Annotated in this window: 19 protein-coding genes; 12 read left to right on the forward strand and 7 right to left on the reverse strand. The window is 45.3% G+C overall.

The features are described 5' to 3' along the window. Positions 1–148: 148 nt before the first annotated feature. The 11 genes from VIA_RS03730 to cspE all read left to right on the forward strand — a co-directional run bounded on the left by VIA_RS03730 (position 149) and on the right by cspE (position 13,191). Positions 149–649 (forward strand): putative pterin-binding protein, encoded by a 501-nt coding sequence (locus VIA_RS03730; RefSeq protein WP_004418505.1) that lies wholly within the window; start codon positions 149–151, stop codon positions 647–649. Further along, positions 642–2,771, forward strand: coding sequence for an ATP-binding protein (locus tag VIA_RS03735; protein ID WP_004411190.1), 2,130 nt, complete (start codon positions 642–644; stop codon positions 2,769–2,771). Before VIA_RS03730 ends, VIA_RS03735 begins: the two co-directional genes overlap by 8 nt. 370 nt (positions 2,772–3,141) lie before the next feature. Further along, the gene (locus tag VIA_RS03740; RefSeq protein WP_004411192.1) at positions 3,142–4,434 is read left to right on the forward strand and encodes a carbohydrate porin; all 1,293 of its coding nucleotides are present in this window, start codon (positions 3,142–3,144) and stop codon (positions 4,432–4,434) included. A 379-nt stretch (positions 4,435–4,813) separates the two neighbouring features. Next, a complete protein-coding gene (locus VIA_RS03745; protein WP_004411193.1) occupies positions 4,814–5,809 on the forward strand; it encodes a LacI family DNA-binding transcriptional regulator in 996 nt (331 codons plus the stop codon). 28 nt (positions 5,810–5,837) lie between these two features. Beyond that, the gene (locus VIA_RS03750; RefSeq protein WP_004411195.1) at positions 5,838–7,082 is read left to right on the forward strand and encodes an extracellular solute-binding protein; all 1,245 of its coding nucleotides are present in this window, start codon (positions 5,838–5,840) and stop codon (positions 7,080–7,082) included. Between the two features lie 62 nt (positions 7,083–7,144). Then, the gene (locus VIA_RS03755) at positions 7,145–8,134 is read left to right on the forward strand and encodes a carbohydrate ABC transporter permease (RefSeq protein WP_004418502.1); all 990 of its coding nucleotides are present in this window, start codon (positions 7,145–7,147) and stop codon (positions 8,132–8,134) included. A gap of 19 nt (positions 8,135–8,153) precedes the next feature. Continuing rightward, positions 8,154–9,017 carry a carbohydrate ABC transporter permease gene (locus tag VIA_RS03760; RefSeq protein WP_412774860.1) on the forward strand — a complete coding sequence of 288 codons (864 nt, stop codon included), beginning with the start codon at positions 8,154–8,156 and terminating at the stop codon, positions 9,015–9,017. A gap of 14 nt (positions 9,018–9,031) precedes the next feature. Continuing rightward, a complete protein-coding gene (locus VIA_RS03765; protein ID WP_004411200.1) occupies positions 9,032–10,387 on the forward strand; it encodes a GH1 family beta-glucosidase in 1,356 nt (451 codons plus the stop codon). Then, the gene (locus VIA_RS03770; protein WP_004411201.1) at positions 10,380–11,474 is read left to right on the forward strand and encodes an ABC transporter ATP-binding protein; all 1,095 of its coding nucleotides are present in this window, start codon (positions 10,380–10,382) and stop codon (positions 11,472–11,474) included. The genes VIA_RS03765 and VIA_RS03770 overlap by 8 nt, the downstream gene beginning before the upstream one ends. 144 nt (positions 11,475–11,618) lie before the next feature. Continuing rightward, positions 11,619–12,635, forward strand: coding sequence for a LacI family DNA-binding transcriptional regulator (locus VIA_RS03775; protein ID WP_004411202.1), 1,017 nt, complete (start codon positions 11,619–11,621; stop codon positions 12,633–12,635). Between the two features lie 343 nt (positions 12,636–12,978). After that, entirely contained in the window at positions 12,979–13,191 is a 213-nt protein-coding gene (gene cspE / locus VIA_RS03780; protein WP_004411203.1) for a transcription antiterminator/RNA stability regulator CspE, read from the forward strand. Between the two features lie 569 nt (positions 13,192–13,760). Here cspE and guaD read toward each other — a convergent pair. The 7 genes from guaD to VIA_RS03815 all read right to left on the reverse strand — a co-directional run bounded on the left by guaD (position 13,761) and on the right by VIA_RS03815 (position 23,895). Beyond that, positions 13,761–15,098 (reverse strand): guanine deaminase, encoded by a 1,338-nt coding sequence (guaD, locus tag VIA_RS03785; protein ID WP_004411204.1) that lies wholly within the window; start codon positions 15,096–15,098, stop codon positions 13,761–13,763. A 40-nt stretch (positions 15,099–15,138) separates the two neighbouring features. Then, entirely contained in the window at positions 15,139–15,990 is an 852-nt protein-coding gene (xdhC, locus tag VIA_RS03790; protein WP_004411205.1) for a xanthine dehydrogenase accessory protein XdhC, read from the reverse strand. Between the two features lie 198 nt (positions 15,991–16,188). Then, complete coding sequence (xdhB, locus tag VIA_RS03795; RefSeq protein WP_004411206.1) at positions 16,189–18,576, reverse strand: xanthine dehydrogenase molybdopterin binding subunit; 2,388 nt, start codon at positions 18,574–18,576, stop codon at positions 16,189–16,191. After that, positions 18,569–20,014 carry a xanthine dehydrogenase small subunit gene (xdhA, locus tag VIA_RS03800; protein WP_004411207.1) on the reverse strand — a complete coding sequence of 482 codons (1,446 nt, stop codon included), beginning with the start codon at positions 20,012–20,014 and terminating at the stop codon, positions 18,569–18,571. Before xdhA ends, xdhB begins: the two co-directional genes overlap by 8 nt. A gap of 314 nt (positions 20,015–20,328) precedes the next feature. Continuing rightward, entirely contained in the window at positions 20,329–21,060 is a 732-nt protein-coding gene (locus VIA_RS03805) for a GntR family transcriptional regulator (RefSeq protein WP_038211544.1), read from the reverse strand. Between the two features lie 198 nt (positions 21,061–21,258). Next, on the reverse strand, positions 21,259–22,920 hold the full coding sequence (locus tag VIA_RS03810) for a methyl-accepting chemotaxis protein (protein WP_004411210.1): 1,662 nt from the start codon (positions 22,918–22,920) through the stop codon (positions 21,259–21,261). Positions 22,921–23,115: 195 nt separating this feature from the next. Then, the gene (locus tag VIA_RS03815; protein ID WP_004411211.1) at positions 23,116–23,895 is read right to left on the reverse strand and encodes a DUF4344 domain-containing metallopeptidase; all 780 of its coding nucleotides are present in this window, start codon (positions 23,893–23,895) and stop codon (positions 23,116–23,118) included. Positions 23,896–24,113: 218 nt separating this feature from the next. Here VIA_RS03815 and VIA_RS03820 point away from each other — a divergent pair, with 218 nt between their 5' ends. Beyond that, positions 24,114–24,752 carry a CatB-related O-acetyltransferase gene (locus VIA_RS03820; protein ID WP_004411212.1) on the forward strand — a complete coding sequence of 213 codons (639 nt, stop codon included), beginning with the start codon at positions 24,114–24,116 and terminating at the stop codon, positions 24,750–24,752. Positions 24,753–24,768 lie beyond the last annotated feature (16 nt).

A 24,768-nucleotide genomic window follows, 5' to 3' on the forward strand; every position in this document is an offset into this window, starting at 1 on the left:
GATCTTCATCTTGAGTCGTTCTTGTTATGAACTACCAGAAAGCATAAGAATATTCAGTAACAAATCGTCGTCTATACTGTGGAAAAGGGTGGTTGTACTCATCTTGGCTACAACCACATAGTCAACTTTGACGAAAACTGGATACTTTATGACTAGTTTCTTACGTGCTTTTCTTATGAGTTGCGCTGTTTTGTTAGTCAGCACGGCGCACGCGATCCCTTCCCCTCAAGGTGAGCCCATCTTATGGATTTCAGGAAAAATTTCTCAATCTAATTCGACGTCTGGCATCGAGATGGATGAGGCGATGTTGCAGGTGTTAAATACAGGCACTATTCACACCAATAACCATGTAATAGAGCAGGTGACTGAGTATTCAGGGCCGACGTTAACAAGCTTGCTTGACTATGTTGGGGCCACTGGAACTCAGATTAAAGTGACAGCGTGGGATGAATATGTGGTCACCATTCCAATTGCTGATATCAAAACTTATCAGGTTTTACTGGCCACTCACGAAGCAGGGAAGAGAATGACGATTGATGATAAAGGGCCTTTTTTTATCGTCTTTCCATTTAGTGATTATCCTGAACTGAGAAATGATTACTACTACAGCTTATCTATCTGGCAAGTAAAGGAAATAGTCATTGAATAGGCCGACTGACAATACCGACGGAGTCGCGGGACGTTTTTTCATCGGTGTCATTTCAGCACTTTGCTTAGTGTTGATGGCAATGATTATTTATTTTTTCTATTCGCTTGCCGAGATTCGCAATATACCGTCTCAACCGTATGTCACGATCGTAAATAATAATTTGGCGGCAAAAAACAAATTATTGCTATTGAAGTCGGAGGCTAACCAATTTGCACTCAGTCCGAGCGCTCAGTCATTGATCCGTTTGAAAGTTAAGGCGAGAGTATTTAGGTCGAGTATTCTACAAGATCTTCGCTCTAAAGAGACGCATAAAATTCATAAGCAATATGGAGATATTAATACGCTGCTTAAAGTGACGGCAGGGGTTGAAAGGAGTGCTACTCAGTTGCTATTGGTAACGTTGAATGACAAGCGTATTCTACAATCTGCGACTCAAGAGCTAAGTGTTGTATACGATCAATTAAATGAGTATCTAGCTGGCTTTATTGCTGAAGTTCAAAAACACCAAATGGAGTTTAATCGGCATAAGGAAAGGTTATACGACAAGCAGTATGTCAATCTGGTGATTATCCTTGTCTGCTCCCTTTTGATGATAGGGGTGATCTCATGGATGTATCTCAATCAGAGTAAACTGAGTCGCGATCTCAAAGAGCGTTCCATCCGATTAGAAGAAGCTAAACAACAGGCTGAAGAAAGCGCTAGGGCGAAAGCGCGCTTCCTTGCCAATATGTCACATGAGATGAGGACGCCCCTCAATGCAGTGATAGGCCTGAGTCAAAAAGAGTATTATCAAGCCTCTGATAAACAGACCAAAGACTTTATCTCAATGATTAATAGCTCTGGTCAGCACCTATTGAAATTGATCAACAGTGTGTTAGACCTGAGTAAAATTGAACAAGGCAAAGTGGTGCTTGAAAAAGAGCAGTTTTACTTAAGCGATCTGATTAATTCATGTAAGAATATTTTTGTTGAGATGAGCAAGCCTGAAGTGGACGTTTTTTTCCGCTCCGATCTCGAAAAAGACTTCAAACTGTTTGCCGATCGAACCAAATTACTGCAAGTGGTCAATAACTTGAGTTACAACGCGGTGAAGTTTACCAGTCACGGGCATGTGGATATTTGCAGTGATGTGACTCATGTTGGTGATCAATGCTATTTAGTCATGACGATAACAGACACCGGCATTGGAATGAACCAAGAACAAATTGTGAAAGTATTTAATGAGTTTACTCAAGCAGATGAATCCATTACCCGTCAATATGGGGGCACGGGTTTAGGCCTCTCTATCTGTCAGTCCTTGGTTGATCTAATGAACGGGACGATCAGCGTAGAAAGCGAACTTGAAAAAGGTACTTGTTTCACCGTTAGCATGCCTGTCGATGTTGTGGAAAAGGTCGAACTTGTTTCAGATCGGACAAGGCAGCAAAAAGTACGGGTTGTTACCTTAAATCCTTATGCGAAGCAGCTTATCACTTCCGATCTCAAATGTTTGAACACGCAGGATGAGCCCGCAGCGGTCACGGTATATTATCAAAGTCGAACTGATGAGTTAGCTACGCCTCTAATCAATCAAGCTGAAGGTCAATCTATTATCTATATTGGCGATGTACATGGTGAACAACCTGAGGTAAGCGATTACATCAAGTTGAATAAACCTTATGACACTTTCTCTCTGCTTCGAACTATGGATATGTTGAGCAACGACTACTGTGAACCGGTATTGGCGAGGGATAACTCGGATTTGCAGGGCCTATCAGTTCTTATCGTCGAAGACATGAAAGTGAATCAAATCGTCGCCGAAAAAATGTTGTCAGTGTTGAATGTGAGTACGACTTTAGCTTATAACGGCCAAGAGTGCTTGGATGCGCTTCAGTCTCAACATTTCGATATTATTCTGATGGATATTCAGATGCCGATAATGGATGGCATAGAAGCGTTGAAGCAGATTAAACAGCAACATTTAGCCCCCAATACTGCCATTATCGCATTGACAGCAAACACCTTTGAAAGCGATGTGAGTTACTACCTAGAACAAGGGTTCGATGATGTAATACCTAAGCCTTTCCAACTCGAATGGATGAAAAACATGTTAGAAAAGCACAGTGTGAAGTTACCCTCTTAATAAACTTTTCCGCGCATCTTACAGAAACCTCTTCGTTTATTTCCCCCAAAAGCTTCTCAACGTGAATGAAACTTTTCATGATGATGAAATATTTCATTTTTGACGAGAATATCATGCGTAATCTCGAATAGATTTTCGTGACAAATTTCGCTGATTTCCATGAAATGAAACCGATTTCAAACCTGATGGTTAACAGAAATTATTTCTAATTTACTGATTAAAAGCACATTTATTTGCTGGTTAATTTTTGTTCAGTTTCATGGCTGTTCAGACGAACAGCGGTTGTGAACTAGTCCGATATTTTCAAGCTTTTCATTGCTTATTATTTTTGCCGAAAGATAGCAAACCCAATAAAAAATAGGGATATAACATGAAAAGCTTTAAAGTTTTACCAATCACCCTAGCAGTGGCCTCTTCGCTTGCAGCCGCTTCTGTCCTTGCCGACACCACGGATATTTCTGACCTTGAGCAGCGTATCCAAGAGCTTGAGTCTAAGCTTGTGGAGCTCGATTACACCGATGATCAGCAACCTGCAGTGCTAACCCCAGAAACAGAAGTGCCATCCGGGATTATCTTCTCGGGCTACGCTCGTTATGGCGCGCATTACTCTTCTGGCGATAATCGCTACGTAGAGGTAGGCAGCTCAGGTCGCTCATTGGGCCGTTTAGGTAACGAAGCCAATGGTGGTGAAGTCCAATTAGCCAAGATCTTCCAAGCAGATAATGGCGCTAAATGGGATTTGGTCTTCATGGTTGATGATTGGAACAACGATCAGTGGGGATCTTCTGGTGGCGTAAATTTAAAGAAAATGTACGCTGGTGTGACCAATATTTTTGAAAGCCAACCTGAACTCTACATGTGGGCTGGCCGCGACTTCCATCAACGTCCGCAACAAGGTTTGAACGATTACTTCTGGATGTCTCATGATGGTCAAGGTGCAGGCTTCAATAACCTAAACTTAGGCGGTGCTAAGCTGGATATGGGCTTTGTGGGCGCCGTTGATAGTAGCGATGGCGCATTAGGTAACGACTCTGGCCGTTACGCGATTACCTCTAAGTTGCACAGCATTGATCTTGGGATTGGTAATCTTGACCTATACGCTAACTACGGTTTTGCTTCCGATGAAGCGAACACGGGCACCGATCCAAACGTCAGCGATGAAACTGCATGGCAAGTGGGTGCAGTGATGGGGCTAGGCGCTTCAAACAAATTGGTAATGAAATACGCTGACGGTGCGGATAACTCGGTGTTTGAGCTGAAAGGGGATGATTACAAAGTTACTTACGTCAGCTTAGAGGGTGGCTACACAGCGTCAGAGCAATTCATCATTGATTACTTGGTTTCTTACAAAAACTTCTCAGGTACTGATACGGATGAGAAGAACGAGTACGCGGGTATCGTTCGTCCACAATACCAATGGGATGACGTTCACTCGACGTGGTTAGAAGCGGGTTACGCGATGGAAGACTTTGACGACGGCAGCGAGAAGAGCGGTTGGAAAGTGACGCTATCACAAAACGTTTCTCTAGGTGGCCTGCCTTGGAGTCGCCCAATGCTACGTTTCTACACCACAGTGGGTGATGTTGAGACCAAAGGACTAAGCACAACAAGTGTAACCGCCGATACGGTAGCTGTGGGTGCAATGTTTGAAGCTTGGTGGTAAGCGCCTGTAATAATTAACTGTCCACTTTTCTGTTAGCGGGAAGGCAGAGATATCCGCTAGTCAGATTATGATTAACTCCAATCATTTGAGCCGCGATTTCGCGGCTCTTTTTTGTTTCTGAAACCAATCAATACCTCCATTTCATCGATTCGAAAAATATCTCTTTGTGGCTAGGCTTTGACCATTTCATGAAACAGTTTCATGGCACGAATGGAAACTGCCCCCTGCTTCATTGTTTGGTAAATCAGGCCAGGTAAGGCCCTATTGAGTGTGACTGCTCTCACGCAACTAGGTAAGCAAATCATCAATACTAGCGTCATGAAAGCGGTTTCTAATTAAGAAAGCGGTTTTGGATATAGGCAGTAGTCGAGGTGTATAAGTGGCCACAATTAAAGATGTTTCTGAGTATGCAGGTGTCTCTCAAGCGACCGTATCACGAGTGATCAACGGTACCAGCCGAGTCAGCCATGATAAGAAGCTCAAAGTGGAAAAAGCGATACAAGTTCTCGGCTATCGTCCAAATGCAATTGCACAAGCGCTGGCTTCGAGTCGTACCGGAAGTATTGGCATTATCGTTCCAGAACTGGGTGGTCCTTTTTATTCAGGGATTCTACACAGCATAGAGAACAGGCTACGCCGATTAGGCTATCACGTAGTGGTAACGGCTGGTTCTAACACTGAGCAAGGACAACGAGAGTCGGTTGAGTTTCTTCTCGGTCGTCGCGTGGATGCAATGATTTTGCATACTCAACACCTAACCGATGATTACTTAACCGACCTTGAAGCAAAAGGCGTGGCGTTAGTTTTGGTCAATCGATTCGTACCAGAACTTGCGCAGAACTGCATTGAAATAGACAACGAGTTTGGTGGTCAGTTAGCGACTGAACACTTGTTGCGAATGGGGCATCGTAACATCGCATGTATCACCGGTCCTCTGGATAAATCTGATGCACGGGGGCGTCTGCAAGGTTATCGAAAAGCGTTAGAAGCGGCCGATATCTTGTTCGACGAAGCATTGGTTTCAGAGGCCGGTTTTACCGAGGAATCGGGTGTGAGCGCGATGCGTAAATTGCTAAAGCGCGATTGTTCATTTACCGCTGTGTTTGCCTGTAACGATCACATGGCATTCGGAGCGTTTGAAGTGCTGAAACAAGAGGGTATTAGCGTACCGGAACAAGTTTCATTGATGGGGTTCGATGACATCTTATTCGCTCGCTACATCTCGCCCCCTTTAAGCACGGTGAATTTTCCCATTGAACAAATGAGTGCTGAAGCCGTTCAACTGGTCATTCAAATACTCAACAAAAACAAGCGAGACGTGAGCTTTAAACTGTCACCGACTTTGGTGCCTCGAAGCTCTGTGAAACAACTCTAAATCCTACAAATCATTTAAGGACAATAAGATGAAACTAAAAACATTGACGCTTGCTACTGTGACTGCGCTTGGAGTCGCATCAACAGTCAGCGCTGCTAATTCTGAGATTCGCTTTGATGGTTTTCCTGATTTCGACAGCAGTTTGAAAGTGCTGCTTCCTGACTTTGAAAAAGAGACAGGCATTAAGGTTGATTACTTGATGAACAATCACGGAGACCACCATACGAAGCTGACCACCAACTTAGCCACAGGTTCAGGCGCAGGTGATGTCATTGTTGTCGATGTAGAGAAAATTGGTCCGTTTGTCGCATCTGGCGGTTTGGTGAATCTGTCTGAAAACTACGGTGCAGACAAATACGCAGAAAGCTTTGCACCTTATGCATGGGCTCAAGGTAAAGGCGCTGATGGTGATGTCTACGGCATGCCTGTCGACCTAGGCCCAGGTGTAATGTACTACCGCACAGACGTGTTTGAAAAAGCGGGTATCGATCTAAGTGAAGCAATCAAGGATTGGGATTCGTACATCAAAGCGGGTGAAGAGTTAAAGAAAAAAGATGTCTACCTGATTGCTTCGGCAGCGGATGTAGCGCAAGCGATTATCTTCACTACAGTACCTGAAGGTGAAGGTCTGTACTTCGATAAAGACGGTAACCCAGTGGTCACTTCAGAGCGTTTTGTCCACGCATTTGAAGTAGCTAAAGAGATTCGTGATAAAGGTTTAGACGCGCGTATCTTAGCGTGGTCAAACGAATGGTACGAAGGTTTCCGTAACGGCACGTTTGCGACTCAGCTATCTGGCGCATGGCTACTAGGCCACCTAAATAACTGGATTGCACCAGAGACAGCGGGTAACTGGGGTGTGTCTCACCTACCTGATGGTATCTACGGCAGCTGGGGTGGTTCATTCCTATCTATTCCTACACAATCTGAACACCAAGATGAAGCGTGGCAGTTGATCGAATACATGACAACCAAGCGTGATATTCAGCTTAAACACTTTGAAACTATCGCTGCATTCCCTGCAAACACAACCACTTATGACGATGATCTATTCCAAGAAGAAGTGGCATTCCTTGGTGGTCAAAAGGCACGTCTCCTGTTTGCTGACGTCGCGAAAAACATCAAGCCAGTAGCACCAGCGAAAGGTGACCACGTTGCACGTTCTATTATTTTAGAGAATGCGCTAATGGAAGTACTGGATGAAGGCAAAGATATCGAAACTGCGCTGAAAGAAGCAGAGCGAATGATCAAACGCCGTACTCGAAATCTTTAATTGGCTTGTTATTTGGTAAGGGAGGAAGGCGAGTTTCGCCTTCCTAACTAGAGGTCGTTACTATGAATCATGCAGCGAGCAAGGTTATGGACACATCCGAGAGCAAAAGCCTTTTTTCTCGCCTGAGTTTGAAAGCGCTTACACCGTATGGATTCCTACTTCCGTTTCTGATTATTTTTTCTGTATTTGGGATTTTCCCGTTACTGTTTTCAATCTTTCTGTCGTTTCACGAGTGGAACCCAGTCGAAGGTCTAGGTGCGATGGATTATGTGGGGTTAGAGAACTACCACATTGCACTGACTGACCCGTGGCTGTGGCGTTCACTGAAAAACACCCTATGGCTTGCGATTACATCGGGCGTCGCTCAACACTTGGTTGCGTTGCCTGTCGCTTACATTTTGGTGTCAATGAGTGACCGTTTCCGCCATTGGCTGACATCGGCGTACTTCCTGCCGTTTATCACCTCAACGGTGGCGGCATCACTGATCTTCTTCAACATGTACTCGCCGAACTCGGGCATCATCAACCAGACCTTAATCGCTCTGGCAGATAGCACTCTATTTGGTTGGGCGTTCAGTTGGGTCAATGATTTCCAGCCAATCCGCTGGCTTGATGACGCGACTATGGTGAAACCATCTATCGCTATCATGGTGTTCTGGAAATACACCGGTTTCAACATCGTATTGTACACCACTGGCTTGATGACTATTCCTAAAGACATTCTTGAAGCCGCTCGAATGGATGGCGCAAATGCGTGGCGCCGCTTTTGGAGCATCTCACTGCCAATGATTCGTCCGTTTATCTTCTTTGCTGTGACCATGACCATCATCGGTAACTTGCAGCTGTTTGAAGAACCGTTCGTTCTGACTCGTGGCACCGGTGGTACAGGTCAATCAGGTCTAACGATTTCAATGTATCTCTACAAAGTGGGTTGGGAGTGGTTAGAAATGGGCACAGCGTCGGCTATCTCTTGGCTGCTATTTATGCTGATTGCAGGCTGTACTGCGGTGCAATTCTTCTTCTTCGGTAAAAAAGGTTTGGGGGAGCAATAAGATGACCACTCAACACGTAATGTCTCCTCGCTGGCGTCCAAGTGATCGCAGCATTGAACTCTTTACCAAGCTAATGATGGCATTGCTTGCCGTAGTGCTGATTATTTCAGCCATTCTGACGGTGTTTCCGTTCCTTTGGTCGGCACTGCTGTCTACGCGAGATCGTACAGAAATCTTTGGTACTGGCATCAGCTTTGCCATCGGTGACAGCTTGGCGGTGAACTACGCTAAATTGCTCGAAATCATGCCATTTTGGCAGGCGATGTTTAACTCCATCTACATTGCGTTCCTAGGTACAACCATTTCGCTGCTGTTCTGTAGCATGGGCGGTTATGCGTTTGCGGTGTACAAGTTCAAGGGCAAAACGTTTCTGTTCGGCATGCTGGTTGGCTCAATGATGATCCCGCCAGTGCTGAGCCTGATCCCTTACTTCATGATCGTGAAGTTCCTCGGCTTGCTCGATAACCATCTGGCGGTATGGCTACCGTTCACCACAACGCCATTTGGTATTTTCTTAATGCGTCAGCATGTGGTGGCTTCGATCCCTAAAGAGCTACTGGAAGCGGCAAAACTCGATGGTGCAGGTGAGTTTAGAACTTATTGGAGTGTGGTGCTTCCGCTGATGAAACCGGCTTTAGCAACGCTTGCTATCGTTCAATTCGTCTTCTTCTGGAATATGTTTATGCAGCCGCTAGTGGTGCTCACCACCCCAGACAATTATGTGATTACGCAGGCGCTACGAAGTGTACAAGGCATTCCAAATACGCCATGGGGAGCGGTAATGCTTGGTACGACTATCTCGATTCTTCCGCTGGTAATTACTTACTTATTCGCTTCAAAACAAATGATTAGTGGCCTGACGTCAGGCGCAGTAAAAGGCTAAAAGGTTTAATAACAATGAATAAATTCCAACTTCCTACAGATTCAAAATTACGTAGCCCAGAATTCTTATTTGGTGTTGCCACCTCTTCTTACCAAATTGAAGGTGGTGCGCAGCTTGGCGGTCGTAGCCCTTCGATTTGGGATACCTTCTGTAACAAGCCTGGTGCGGTGGATAACATGGACAATGGTGACGTTGCCTGCGACCATTTCCACCTTTGGAAGCAAGATATTGAGATGATCAAAGGTCTTGGCGTGGATGCTTATCGACTGTCTCTGGCATGGCCTCGCATCATTCCACGCGATGGTGAAGTTAACCAAGAAGGCCTTAAGTTCTACGAGCAAATTATTGACGAGTGCCATGCTCAAGGTCTACAAGTTTTCGTAACGCTCTATCACTGGGATCTGCCGCAATACCTAGAAGATAAGGGTGGCTGGTTAAATCGTGAAACCGCTTACAAGTTCGAAGAGTACGCTAAAGTTGTAAGTGGCTACTTTGGCGATAAGATCGACTCGTACGCAACCCTAAACGAACCGTTCTGTTCGTCATACCTTGGTTACCGCTGGGGCATGCACGCGCCAGGTATTAAAGGTGAGCGTGAAGGTTTCTTGTCAGCGCACCACTTAATGCTTGCTCATGGTCTGGCAATTCCACACATGCGTAACAACGCACCAAATGCGATGCATGGTTGTGTGTTTAATGCGACACCGGCTTACCCACTGACGGATGCAGATATTGGCGCTGCTGAGTATAGCGATGCCGAAGGTTTCCACTGGTTTATGGATCCGGTACTGAAAGGTGAATACCCACAGTTGGTCCTAGAACGTCAAGCGCACAATATGCCAATGATCCTAGAGGGTGACTTAGACATTATTCGCACCGACTTAGACTTTATTGGCGTGAATTTCTACACCCGTTGTGTGGTTCGTTTTGATGAAAATGGCGATATCAAAGACGTACCTCAACCAGAAAATGAACACACCTTTATTGGTTGGGAGATCTACCCGCAAGCACTGACTGATTTGCTACTACGCTTACATGATCGCTATGACAACCTACCGCCGCTGTACATTACTGAAAATGGCGCAGCAGGTGAAGACGACTGCATCAATGGTGAAGTAAACGACACGCAGCGTGTTAACTACTTCCAAACGCATTTAGAAGCGGTAGATAAAGCAATCAATAAAGGTGTAGACGTACAAGGTTACTTTGCGTGGAGTTTAATGGATAACTTTGAGTGGGCGTATGGTTACAAACAGCGTTTCGGTATTGTTCACGTGGACTACGAAACCCAGCAGCGCACCCTGAAACAAAGCGCAATCGCTTACCGCAACATGCTGCTAGAGCGTCGAGAGGAGAATCAGAATGGCTAAAGTAGAGTTCAAAAACATCCAGAAATCGTATGATGATGTGGAAGTAGTCAAGCACTTCGATTTTACGGTCAACGATGGCGAGTTCGTGGTTTTTCTTGGGCCTTCAGGTTGCGGTAAATCGACGACGCTACGTATGCTTGCTGGCTTAGAGAGCATCACTGCAGGCGAGATTTTCGTTGGCGATAAGCTAATGAATAAAATCGATGCTAAAGATCGTGACTTGGCGATGGTGTTTCAAAGCTATGCTCTCTATCCGCATATGACGGTGTATGAGAATATTGCCTTTGCACTTAAGCTTAAGGGCATGGCGAAAGATCAAATTGATAGCGAGGTGCGTAAAGCGGCCAAAATGCTAGAGCTCGATCCGCTGCTTGCTCGTAAACCGAAAGAGCTATCGGGTGGTCAACGCCAACGTGTAGCCATGGGCCGAGCGATGGTGCGCACACCAAAAGTGTTCCTGTTTGATGAGCCTCTATCGAACCTTGATGCGAAACTGCGTGGCACTATGCGTGAAGAGATTAAGCAGCTACACAGAGAGCTTCAAACCACCACGATTTATGTAACGCACGATCAAATCGAAGCGATGACCCTTGCTGACCGCATTGTGATTCTGAAAGACGGATATGTGGCGCAAGTGGGTACGCCAACAGAAGTGTTCCAACAACCAGCGAACAAGTTTGTTGCTCAGTTCATTGGTAACCCATCAATGAACATGCTCGATGCTCAGCTGGTGGGTGAAGAAGGCGATTGGCATGTTGAGCTAGGTGAAACTCGCATTCCGCTGCCAGAGCGCTTCCATGCTCATGCGTCTAAGAACCTTGCGCTTCACTTTGGTGTTCGTCCGACTGACATTCACTTGCGTGCTGAGCAAGTGGATCATGAGCGAGTGCTGCCGTTCCCGGTCAAAATCAAAGATAAGGAGCTGCTGGGTGCAAGTATCTTGCTTAAAACCGAAATTGCAGGGCAATCTTTGATGGTGGAAACGCAAGCCGCAGAAGTGGATGTGAATGAACTGACGCTTTACTTGGATCTGGATGCGATTCATTTGTTTGACGCCATGAGCGAGAAGTCGCTAGCGACATTTTAATCGATAACATTCACCCCCAAAGAGTAAGCCAGTGCAATTTGGCGCTGGCTTACCTCTTGAGCTCTCAATTCCTCATCGCGTCAGTTGAGCTCTTCGAGACTAGTTTTTATAGTCGATGTTTCGCTTGTTCAATTGGCAATTTCTATGACGACCAAAAAGAAAAAAAAGCCTTCAATCTATGATGTCGCCAAGCTTGCTGGTGTCTCACCAAGCACCGTCTCTCGCTTTCTTAATCGCACTACTTATGTTTCTGATGAAAAAACCAATAACATTGAGAAAGCGATAAAAACGCTCGGTTACAAACCTAACTACACCATGAATCAAGGCACCAATACTCGCTCAATGACTATTGGCGTATTGGTGCAAAACCCAGAAAGTCCGCACACCAGCCGCATCCTCAATGATATGGAGAAAGTGTTCAGTGCGCAGGGCTACTCGCTAGTGATTGCGACCGGGCATTGGAAAAACAAACTCGAATCCCATGCGCTCGAATATCTCGCTAAGAGCAATGTCGATGGCGTGATCATTGTGACCGGCAGCCTGACGGAACAACAAATCCTCGACTATGCAGAGAGCATTCCAGTCGTAGCGGTCGGTTATGACGTGATTGGCGAGCGAGTCCGCTGCATTAACATCGACAACGTGCTCGGCGGTTATATGGCAACGCTGCATTTGCTGCAACAGGGCCATCTAAACATCGCCCATATTAAAGGCTTGCTTAACCAGCCGGATGCGGTAGCTCGCTTTGTTGGCTATAAAAATGCACTGCAAGAAGCAGGGATTAAAGTGCAACCTAAACTGATCAAACAAGGTGATTTTAGTAGCGAGTGTGGCTATGAGTTAACCAAAGAACTGATTGAGTCGAAAAGCCATTTTAGCGCCATCTTTGCTGCCAATGACCAAACAGCTTATGGAGCGATTAAAGCTCTGCATGACCACGGTTATCGCGTACCTGAAGATGTCTCTGTGGTGGGGTTTGATGATCTGCCTACGTCGTTTTACTTTACTCCTGCGCTCACGACCATGCGCCAACCCGTCGAAGAAGTTGGGGTCGTATGTGCAGAATCGATCCTCAATCTCTTAAGTGGTGAAAGGCATGATGTTCGATTGCCACCAATTGAATTGATTGTTAGACAGTCGACGAAATCAATTTATCGTTGAACGATAGCCGAGGAAGACTGGGTAGCTTAGTTAAAATTGTGTTGCTGTCTGACAGCAGTTAGGGGATAGAAGATTTACTCGAATGGAGCTGGCGGCAAAAATTGGCGTCTAAAATAAATTCAAATAGTGCTTTACATCGAGGCATTAAATAACCAATAATGGCCGCGCTCTGTTGTTCAGAGTTATTAAATGAAACATCCAGTTGTAAAAGTAAAGCCCTCAGAATTTCTTCATTGTTATCCTCAGCGTTTCCCTTAGCTTCATAGATACATTAAATAATTCAAGCCTCCAGCGCATTGTAATTTAAACAATCAAAATTTATTTATTAAATAAGGGACACCAAATGTCTAACAAAGTAACTGGCTCTGTAAAATGGTTTAACGAAACTAAAGGTTTCGGTTTTCTAACTCAAGACAATGGCGGCGCTGACGTATTCGTTCACTTCCGTGCGATTGCTTCAGATGGCTTTAAAACTCTAAATGAAGGCCAAAAGGTTTCATTTGAAGTAGAGCAAGGTCAGAAAGGTCTACAGGCTGCAAACGTTGTACCTGCATAAGATTTAAAGTATGTGCAAGTGGTCTAGCGCCACTTGCATGTATCCGATACTAGCTTCAACTCTTCGCGACAATACCTGACGTTTCCCCAATACCTCTACACATCTCGCATTATGCTGCCTTCCTACATAGTTATCTTATAACTTATGTATGCGTTTTCCGATTAAATTCCCGTAAATCCATATTATTTAAATATATCAATAAACATTTAAGGACTTTTATGTCACGTTCACTTGGTCGTAAACGATTCTGGTTTCATCAGAGTCGCCAAAAGACTACAAAATTAAAAAAATAAAGCTCGCTTGAAGGGACTTTGAAAGCTTCACTTGCCTTCTGAAGTACTCTATTCAATAATTTTCTACCCTGTATTAACCACTCAATCTATTTTTATTCCCCCTCGACCATCAGCCCATCGAGCTCCCACGAATGCCATAGGATAGATTGACTGTCTCTACTGTGATTCATTCTTGTTGGCTGAGTTGTGTGTATATCAGTAGCGTATGAAAAAAGCGCTCTCCGAGAAGGGTAAGAGCGCTTGACTTAGGAAGGAATAAATTAGGTTAGGTTTGCCCTAACTAGCGAACTTTTTTACGTCGATGTTTCCTTGTGCATCGTAGGCTTTCTCGCCGTAAATAAAGGTCTCACATACGGTGCGGTCATCGCCTAAGCTCATCAAAACGAAGAGTTTCTCTTCAAGCGTTGTTGCTTGGTGCATTCTAAAGCGCATCAGCTGAGTCGCATGTAAATCCAGCACCACAAAGTCCGCTTCTTTGCCCACTTCTAAGTTACCTATTTTGTCTTCAAGGTGAAGTGAACGCGCACCACCAAGCGTTGCTAAGAACAGTGACTTAAGAGGGTGCAGCTTTTCTTGTTGGAGCTGCATAATTTTGTACGCTTCACTCATGGTTTGCAGAATCGAGAAGCTGGTGCCTGCACCGACATCGGTACCCATACCGACTCTTACGCCATGCTCTTCAAGTTTCGGTAGCTTAAATAGACCAGAGCCTAAGAATAGGTTCGACGTTGGGCAGAAGGCGATAGCAGATTCGGTATCGGCTAAGCGTTTACATTCACAGTCTGATAGATGGATACCGTGAGCGAATACGGAGCGCTTGTGCAGCAAACCATAATGATCGTAAACATCTAGATAAGAGTCTCGCTCAGGGAATAAGTCCAATACCCACTCAATTTCTTTTTTGTTTTCAGATAAATGAGTGTGCATGTAAACATCGGGGTACTCCTCAAGCAGTTTTCCGACCGTGGCTAGCTGTTCTGGCGTACTGGTTGGCGCAAAGCGGGGCGTTACCGCGTAAAGTAGACGATCTTTGTTATGCCATTTTTCGATCAGCTCTTTTGACGCTTCATAGCCTGATTCAGGGGTATCGGTTAGGTAGTCTGGCGCATTGCGGTCCATCAGTACCTTGCCTGCAATCATACGCAGTTTACGTTTTTCAGCCTCTTCAAAGAACACGTCCACGGACTCTTTATGTACGGTGCCAAAGACTAAAGCGGTGGTGGTGCCGTTGCTTGCGAGTTCATCAAAAAACAGCTTAGCGACTTTATGCGCATAAACTGGGTTCTTAAAGCGACGTTCCTCAGGGAAGGTGTAGTTCTCAAGCCAGTCGAGTAGCTGTTCACCGTAAGAAGCAATCATGCCCGTCTGAGGATAGTGGATATGGGTATCGATAAAGCCTGAGGTAATCAGTTTATCTTCATATTCAGTAATGCTGATATCTTTTGGTTGGCGGGCTAGCACCTCTTCTGTCTCACCAATATCAATGATATGGCCATCTTCGACGACAATAACTCCGTCATCAAAAAATTGATAAGAGTTATCCAGTCCGACGTCTTTTGGGTCAGCGATGCTGTGCAAAATAGCTGCACGATAAGCGTTACGTTGCGTTGTCATTGTTACTTCCTTTTATAACCCAAATTAACCACTACTTGGGTTAGGCGATTTTTTCTTCCAGTTGGGAATCGCTCTGTTGATTACTTTTACTGTGTGCCGTAGGGCGTTTTTGTTCAAGGGGAATACCCTGATAGTGTGCGATCAGTTCACCTGCAACCGACACCGCGATTTCAGCGGGGTGTTTTCCATTCACCATGCTGACACCAATCGGGCAAATCATAGTGTCAATTTGTGCATCGGTGTAGCCACGTTGCGCCAAACGCATATCAAACTTCTTGCGCTTAGTGAGCGAACCAATCATGCCAAAGTAGACACTGTCATCGCGGTCGATGATGGCTCTTGCTAGGTCAAAATCGAGCTGGTGGTTATGAGTCATCACCAAGTAGTAACTGTTTGGTGGCAGATCTCGAACTTCACCTACCGGGTCATCGGTCACTAGCTTGGTGACATTACGTGGCAGCTCTTCAGGGAAAACGTCATCTCGTTCATCAATCCATGTGACTCGGAAGGGAAGAGTGGAGACGATATGTAAAAGGGCTTTGGCAACATGACCTGCACCGAACACAACCAGATGCTTTTGAGCGGTGCCAATCGGTTCAAAGCTCAGTGTTGCCATTCCGCCGCAACACTGCCCCAAACGTGCACCAAGATTAAAGCGTTCTACTTTTAGTGAGCGTTCACCCGCAATGAGCATTTCACGTGCCATTTTGGTCGCAACGTGCTCTAAATGACCACCACCAATAGTGGCAATCAGTCGGTCACGGGTCACGAGCATTTTGGTTCCAGCATCCCTTGGCACAGAGCCCCGGTCTTCCAATACCGTCACCATCACACACGGTTCGCTGTTTTTTTCTAGTTGTGCCAGTTCATGAATCCAATTGTCCTTAAACATACGTCTCTCCTTGAACTATTTATCCTGTCGTCATCCTCGACAACGAGGACTTTCTATTCATTGCCATTCCAAGAATGAGGACTCAGTGTCCATTGTCACCCTCAAGAGCGAGGAGCGAGAGAGTTGGGGATCTCTTATTACGAGCGACTAATTTAAGAGATTCCCTACTCCTTCCTTCGCCAGTCTATGGAGTGACACCTACTCGGCTTCTTGCGCCTTCTCTGGCGTTGTCTGCGGCTGAGTCACTTTAGCAATTGCCATCAGAACACGCTCTGGCGTCGCTGGTGTATCCAGTTTCGGAATGGCACCATCCGCGGCTACAGACGCAATTGCGTCTCTTAGCGCGCTCCACACTGACATACCAAGCATGAACGGTGGCTCACCGACGGCCTTGGAGTTAAACACCGTATCTTCTGGGTTGGCACGGTTTTCCAGCAGATGGGTATGGAACTCAATCGGCATATCGGCAATGGCCGGAATTTTGTAACTTGCCGGACCATTGGTCATTAAGCGTCCTTGTTCGTTCCATACCAGCTCTTCAGTTGTTAGCCAGCCAACGCCTTGTAAAAAGCCGCCTTCAATTTGGCCGATATCTATCGCCGGGTTTAGTGAGGCGCCAACATCATGCAAAATATCAGCGCGCAGAATCTTGTATTCACCGGTTAAAGTATCGACGATCACTTCTGAACACGAAGCACCGTAGGCGTAGTAGTAAAACGGACGACCGCGTGCTTTCTCATGATCGTAGTAGATCTTTGGCGTACGGTAGAAGCCCGTGCTTGATAGCGATACTTGGTTGAAGTACGCCAATTGGACAAATGACTCAAAGGTCATGATCTCATCGCGGATCATTATCATACCGTTTTTGAACACCACCTCTTCAGGCGAGACCTTGAAGTGGCTTGCGCCAAAGTCAATCAGACGCTGCTTAATCGTCAGTGCGGCGTTTTGGGCTGCCTTACCATTGAGGTCGGTGCCCGATGAGGCGGCGGTTGGCGATGTGTTCGGTACTTTGTCGGTATTGGTAGCGGTGATTTGGATACGTTCAACATCAACTTGGAACTCCTGTGCAACGATTTGTGCCACTTTGATATTCAAGCCTTGTCCCATTTCCGTACCACCGTGATTCAAATGAATACTGCCGTCGGTGTAAATGTGTACTAGAGCACCAGCTTGGTTTAGGAAAGTCGCCGTGAATGAAATACCAAATTTTACCGGAGTAATCGCTAAACCTTTTTTCAAGATCGGGCTTTGCTTATTGAACTCAGCAATGGCTTTACGACGAGCGTGGTAGTCACTGCTTTGCTCAAGTTGTTCGGTAATCTCTGGTAAGAAGTTATCTTCAACCGTTTGGTAGTAGTGAGTGACATTACGTCCTTCACCACCGTAGTAATTCGCTTTACGTACTTCGAGTGGGTCTTTACCCAGATAGAGCGCAATCTCATCCATGATGTGTTCAATGGTCATCATGCCTTGCGGGCCACCAAAACCACGGTAAGCGGTATTCGATGCCGTGTTGGTCTTACAGCGGTGGCCAGTGACAGTGGCATCACCTAGGTAATAGGCGTTGTCTGAGTGGAACATCGCACGGTCAACAATCGAACTTGATAAATCTGGTGAGTAACCACAGTTACCTGCAACAATGATCTCAGAGCCTTGAATCACACCATCATCATCAAAACCAATTTTGTATTGGTTGTAGAATGGGTGGCGTTTGCCCGTCATGGTCATATCTTCTGCGCGCGGTAGGCGCATTTTCGTTGGACGCTTAGTGAGATGAGCAATCACGGCCGCCATACACGCTGGCGCAGCGGCTTGGGTCTCTTTACCACCAAAACCACCACCCATACGGCGCATATCAATCACCACTTTGTGCATAGGTACACCAAGCACTTCAGCAACCAGTTTTTGCACTTCGGTTGGGTTTTGCGTTGAGGTGTAAACGATCATCCCGCCATCTTCTGTTGGCATCACACTGCTGACTTGGGTTTCAAGGTAGAAGTGCTCTTGACCGCCGATATCAATATCGCCCTCAATCACGTGTTTTGCGTTAGCAATAGCCGCTGCTGAGTCACCACGTTTTTGCTGGTGGCTTTCTGTCACGAAGAGCTCTTTTTTCAGTGCTTCTTTAACATCAAGAACTGGTGGCAGCGCTTCATATTCAATGATGGCAGCTTGCGCCGCTTTGCGTGCTGTTTCCATATCATCTGCCGCGACGGCAATGATAGGTTGGCCGTAGTATTGAACCAAACCATCGGCGAGTAGAGGATCGCCAGGTAAGATCGCACCGATATCGAGTTGACCTGGTACATCTTCATGGGTAATCGCAATGGCTACCCTTTCGAACTCATAACATGGTGACACGTCAATCTTAGTGATTTTTGCGTGGGCATGAGTACTGGTGCGTGCATAGACATGGAGTTGATTTGGGAACTCTAAGCGGTCATCGATATAGACTGCTTCACCAGTTACCTGTTTTGGGGCGCTGTCGTGTTTTACGCTTTTACCAACGCCAGTTTTAAGATCCTGCTTTACGATGGCGACCATCTCATCATGAGATAGGGTCTGATGGTGTGCGTTAGACATAAGACGTTACCCTTGTTTCAATCTGGTTATTCTGATGGTTCTGTTCGATGTAGAAGCGACGTAGCATGTTGGCAGCTGTCATCGAGCGATACTCTTTGCTAGCGCGAAAATCTGATAGTGGCTCGAAGTCGTTATGGATTTCTTTCATCGCTTCATCGATGTTGGCTTGATTCCACTCTTTGCCAAGGAGGACATTCTCACAGCGAGTTGCTCGTTTTGGTGTTGCCGCCATACCACCAAAGGCAATGCGGGCACTGACGACTTTGTTCTCTTCAATTTGGATGTTGAAAGCGCCACAAACTGCAGAGATATCATCATCTAGGCGTTTAGAGAGTTTGTAAGCTTTGAAGGTCTCACTTGATTTCGGTTTCGGGATGATCACTTGCTCGATAAACTCGCTCTCTTGTTGAGCGGTGACTTTGTAGCTGATGAAGTAGTCTTCGATTGGCATAACACGTGATTGTTTGCCACGGCGTAGTTTCACTTGAGCATTCAGTGCAATTAGAAGCGGTGGCGCATCACCGATAGGCGAAGCGTTACCAATATTACCGCCTAGCGTACCTTGGTTACGTACTTGTAGTGAAGCAAAGCGATGCAGCAACTCGCCAAAATCAGCGTAGTGATTCGTCAGAAGTTTGTACGCATCACTAATGGCAACGTTGGCACCAATATGAAGCGCATCTTCACTCTCTTCACACACTTTCATGTCTTCAACTTGAGTGACGTTGATCAGTGTTTCGATTTCGCGATGGAACTGGGTGACTTCCAGCGCTAAATCTGTGCCACCTGCGACTAGTTTTGCGTTTGGATTGGCACTATAGATGTCAGCCAGCTCTTCAATACTACGCGGTAAGTATGCTGTTAGGTTACCTAGAGTTAAGCTTGCAGGTTGCTCTTGAAGCGTAAGCAGTCTTGCAACTGTTTTCTTTTCTAGCTCAACAAACTGATCCATAAGAGGTTCGTTTGACATCAGGGATAAAGCCGCATCAACAATCGGGCGATAGCCTGTACAGCGACATAGGTTACCGGCAAGAGACTCCATTACATCTTCCTTGTTTGCCGCTGGTTTGTTCTTGCTTAGGGCGAACATCGACATAATGAAACCTGGTGTACAGTAGCCACATTGAGAACCGTGGAAATCGACCATTGCCTGCTGGGTAGGGTGCAGTTTGTCTTTATTTTGTAGATCTTCCACCGTAATAAGCTGTTTGCCATGAAGGCTAGAGACGAACGTTAAACAAGAGTTCACCGAGCGGTATTGAAGCTTTCCATCGTTCACTTCACCAAGTACCACGGTACAGGCTCCACAGTCACCTGAGCCGCAGCCTTCTTTTGTTCCTGTCTTTTGTACTTGTGTTCTCAGGTATTGAAGTACTGTCATGTTTGGTGACAGTTCACTCTCTTGTCTGAGTTCTTGATTGAGTAGGAAAGTAATCAAGAGACCTCCTTGTGTGTTGACACTATATGTTCCAATGTGATTTTTCTGACCTTTAGGTCAATAATTGGCTAATTTGACCTGAAGGTCAACTTTAATTTCACAAAAATGCAACATGAAAATGGTCTGTTTAGAGGTGTATATAATCGAGGTGTATTCGTAACTGTATGTATTTTAACGGTTTGGTTTAATCTTTGAGTTAAAAATCTCTATGTAAAGATTTTTAATATTGTACTTTATTTTGTGTACAATTTGGGTGGGAGACAGAAAAAAGCCCAGCAAGTGGCTGGGCTTAGAATGTTGCGTATAGCTAAAAGCTATCGATTATTAAGAATCTCTGAAAATACGACATGTAGGTCGTTAGATGCCGCGTTACTATCGAGATTGAGCTTAGAGCGGATATGATCTAAGTGCTCTTGCATCATATTGACTGCGCGAGTTGTATCACCAGACTCGATCGCATCAAGTAAGTTCGAGTGCTCGTCAAGTGAACAGTTGGCGTGGTTACCTGTTTCGTACTGAGCAATCAAAAGCGAGGTTTGAGAAACAAGGCTACGCTGGAATGCGAGCAACGGCGCATTGTTTGCCATCTCGGCAAGTTTAATATGAAACTCACCAGATAAGCGCAGTCCTTTCCCATAATCGTCGTTATCGAACGCTTGGTTTTCTTTTTCTACCAGACGGCGGCACTCTTCAATCTTAGCGGACGTTGCATGCTCAACAGCGAGCTCAGTGATTGCCAACTCCATCACTTCACGCGCTTTAATGATTTGCTTCGCTTCTTCCTTAGTCGGTGCAGCAACCATTGCGCCTCGATTAGGGCGAATACTCACAACTTGCTCCATAGAAAGGCGTAGCAGGGCACGTCGGATAATCGTGCGGCTGACATTAAAGATTTCGGCTAAGGCTTCTTCATTAAGCTTGGTTGCTGGTGGTAAGCGCTGTTCAAGAATTGCATCGAAGATGTGGCAATAGACAACGTCATCTTGTGTTTGACCAGCGACTTTTGTCTTTATGTTTTTAGCCACAGAATTTTTTAGATTAGCCATAGGCGGCATTCACTCTCAAACCATTTATTTCCCTAATAAAACAATCATACTTTACTTTGTATACATGTGGCTAGCGTTGGACGGTTTTTGCGATTGCACATTTATTAAAGGAGAGAAAGAAAAGTAACGCATTGTTAACATTTGTGCGGAAGGAATAAAAAAGCCGCCAATAGTCGGCGGCTTTGCGGATAACGCGATTTAAACCGTAAATCGGTCAACTAAGTCGTACAACTCATTTGCTCTATGATTCAGTGATTGGCTACCAGTACGGTTTTCGTTGGCCAGCTCAGCTGATTGAGAACTTTGATCTGAAATCACGACGATACGTTGCGAGATCTCTTGCCCGACTAGGCTTTGTTCTTCGGTGGCAGTTGCGATAAGAGAGTTCATATCCATGATGGTGCCAATCGAGTCTTGGATCTGAACCAGTGCTTGTGCAGCGGCTTTGGCTTCTTCAACGGTGCTTTCCCCGCGTTTTTGACTGGAATCCATGGCTTTCACCGCGTCGTCAGAGGCAGCTTTGAGTTGCTCAATCATCTGGTGGATTTCGCCAGTACTATCTTGCGTACGACTTGCAAGTTTGCGCACTTCATCCGCTACGACGGCAAAGCCCCGACCTTGTTCACCTGCACGGGCTGCTTCAATCGCTGCGTTGAGTGCCAGTAGGTTGGTTTGCTCTGCAATATCTTGAATCACGGCAAGAGAAGAAGAGATGTTCTGAACGTCACCTTCAAGGCGAGAGATAACACTGTTCGCTTTTGACACTTCTTCTGCCAGTGCTTCGACGGACTGAACTGAAGAATTGACAATGTCTTGCGCTTCTTTCGCGTTGTCATCCGCTTCTTTTGCCGAGTGAGCCGCTTGGCTGGCATTGTTGGATATCTCGCCAGCTGTGGTGGTCATTTCTGTCATTGCCGTAGCGACTTGTTCAGTTTCTTCACGTTGACCGGATGCGAGCTCATCAACCTTAGCAGCTCGCGACGACATGTTATTGGTTTCATCTACAACTTGCTGTCCGACATCAGTCACGCTGCGGATAATGTCTTGTAAGCTGGCAACAAAGGCATTGAAGTTTTTACTCAGTCTCGAAAACTCAGGTGCTTTAAAATCTTCCATTCTCGCCGTTAGGTCAGCATCACCGCTGGCAAATGAACTAATAGAGTCGTCAAATAACTCTATCGGTTTCATAATGGTGCGATTTACGGCCACTGCGAAAATAGCCACGATGACGGCGATCACTAAGCAGAAAACGATAATCGCTGAAAGGGTAGTTTGTAGAGCGCTTGTGGTTGCTTCATCCATTTCATTAATAATGGCGTCAATATCATCGGTATAAAAACCGGTCCCAAGCATCAAGTCCCATTCTGGAATAAAAATAGAGTAACTGAGTTTCGGCAACGCTTGTGTCTCTCCCGGTTTTGGGAAGTAGTAAGTCGTGAACTCGCCCGTTTTGGCGTTACGTATTAAATCCTGAATTAAGTAGTTGCCATGTTTATCTTGCAGGTTCCAGTAATTTTCCCCAATCCCTTTTTCACTTTTACCTTGTACACGACGCACCCCTTTCGAATCATAACCAAATACATAGCCCGATGAACCGTATTCCAGTGTCTTTAGGGTTGGGTACGCTTCCTCTAGGGTTGCACCTTTATCAAGGAAAGGTTGAATGGCTGACTTCGCCATTTGAAGGTAGTTCCTAAGCTCTGCCTTCTTCATGTTTATCATGTTGGTGTGGGTGATTTTAATTTGCTGTTCGTTTAGCTCAGTTGTCTTTATGTAGGTGAAACTAAGCATACCCAGAGCAATGACTAGCAGCGGAACCAGTGCCAAAATATAAAGGCGACTGCGAATTGTAAGACTCATACAAGCATCCTGTCTTTGTAATTGAGACTTCAGCACCAAAAGCAGCAATTTCGGCCTTGGGGCTGAGCCTAGTTATCGGATTATGATTTTATAGTTAAAAAGTTACTTTATAAGATTAGCCAAATTATTCAGTTAGGACTGTGAATCTTGATAGGTTTATCAGTCTTACTTATTAGACATTAGTACTAGCTTGATTCAATTGTGCTTTTTTGGCTTACTTGTCGTTTTCAAATAAACGTGCCAGTTCTCTGATATGTGTTGATACTGGAACACACAAAAATCTTTGCGCTCGGTAAGGTAGTCATTTTCCACTTCATCAAGTAAGTTTGTATGTTGCTCTGGGTTACTGCCGTAGACTAAACAAAGAGTAGAGAAGTACCGTTGTAAGTCGAAGCTATGTTCATCAATGTACTCACCAAAATCGTAGTAATCGGGTCTATCTTCAGATTCAAAAGCAAACATATCGGCCGCGCTAACCGCTGTATCGTCACCGTTTTCTACGTACTCAATCATTAATACCGCAGCAAAGTTATCAACTGCGTCTTCTTCTTTACCTAATATCGGTATGTTTTGGTCAGCAATAAAAGCATGTCCAGCTTCATGTAATAGGGTGTGAAGCACCGTATCAATTGCCCCTGATTGGGCTGGCTTGCCATACTTTTCCTGATACTCGTTTTTTATGAAGTAGTTAAGCGCTTCGTCATAGAATGAGTAAGGCATTTGAACGACATGTTTCTCAGGGTCGTAAAGCGGTCCATCTTCACTGCCATATTCAATAGTTAACGTTTTATTGAATGGGAACAGGTGGTCTGATAAATCCACTACGGTTTCATTTACGCCACTTTGTTGAATTGCTTGTTGGGCTTGAATTTCGATTTTGTCGCTCGGTACGAGGTAACGGATTTGAATATTGTCTGAGGCAAATGCCAGGCTAGGGATAAGAAACAAGATGTTAAGCAGTAGGCGAAGAGGCATAGATGTTCCTTATAGAATTGCTTTTATAAATGGACTAACACAATACTGACACAAAAAATGTACTGCTGCTTACCCTATGCCTAGTCATTAGGAGTCTACAATGAAAACCATACCGCTATTAAAGCAACCAAGAGTCCAGTGAGCGTTGTTTAGCTTGAACGTCTAAACTGCGCCACGAAATCGTTCCGTGGCAATACTATTTATTATCGGAGTTTGTCATGACACAAAAACATTGGTCTAAATTTCAACTGCTGCATCAAGTTGTCAGCAATAAAAACATTCATATTAAAGGTCAGCATAGCTACTACAGTGATTGCTGGGATAATGGCTTTGAAGAGTCGGTGGTGCGCTACCTGCATGGTGACGAAGTCAGTCGCCACTGGGAACCTCGCTGGGAGATCGATCAGCTATACATTGGCGATTACGTTTGCATTGCTGCTGAAGCCGTTATCTTAATGGGCGGCAATCATAATCATAGAACGGATTGGTTCTGTCTATATCCTTTCTTAGATGATGTGGAGCGCTCTTATCAAAGTAAAGGTGACACCGTTATTCATGATGGCGTATGGATTGGGATGCGCGCGATGATCATGCCGGGTGTGACTATCGGTGAAGGTGCGGTAGTCGCCGCTAATAGTGTCGTTACGAAAGATGTTGAACCTTATGCGATTGTTGGTGGAAATCCGGCAAAGTTCATCAAGCATCGCTTTGAAGTTACTCAGGTAGAAAAGTTGTTGTCGATGAAGGTGTATGACTGGCCTGAAAAGAAATTTAATGCTTTGAGAGAGCACTTGTCTCAATCGAACTTTAATCAGCTAGAGCAAGCCGTCGCAGAGTATGACTCTAGGCTAAGTTAAGTTATCGAACATAAAA

This window comes from Vibrio orientalis CIP 102891 = ATCC 33934, from assembly GCF_000176235.1.
Taxonomy (GTDB): domain Bacteria; phylum Pseudomonadota; class Gammaproteobacteria; order Enterobacterales; family Vibrionaceae; genus Vibrio; species Vibrio orientalis.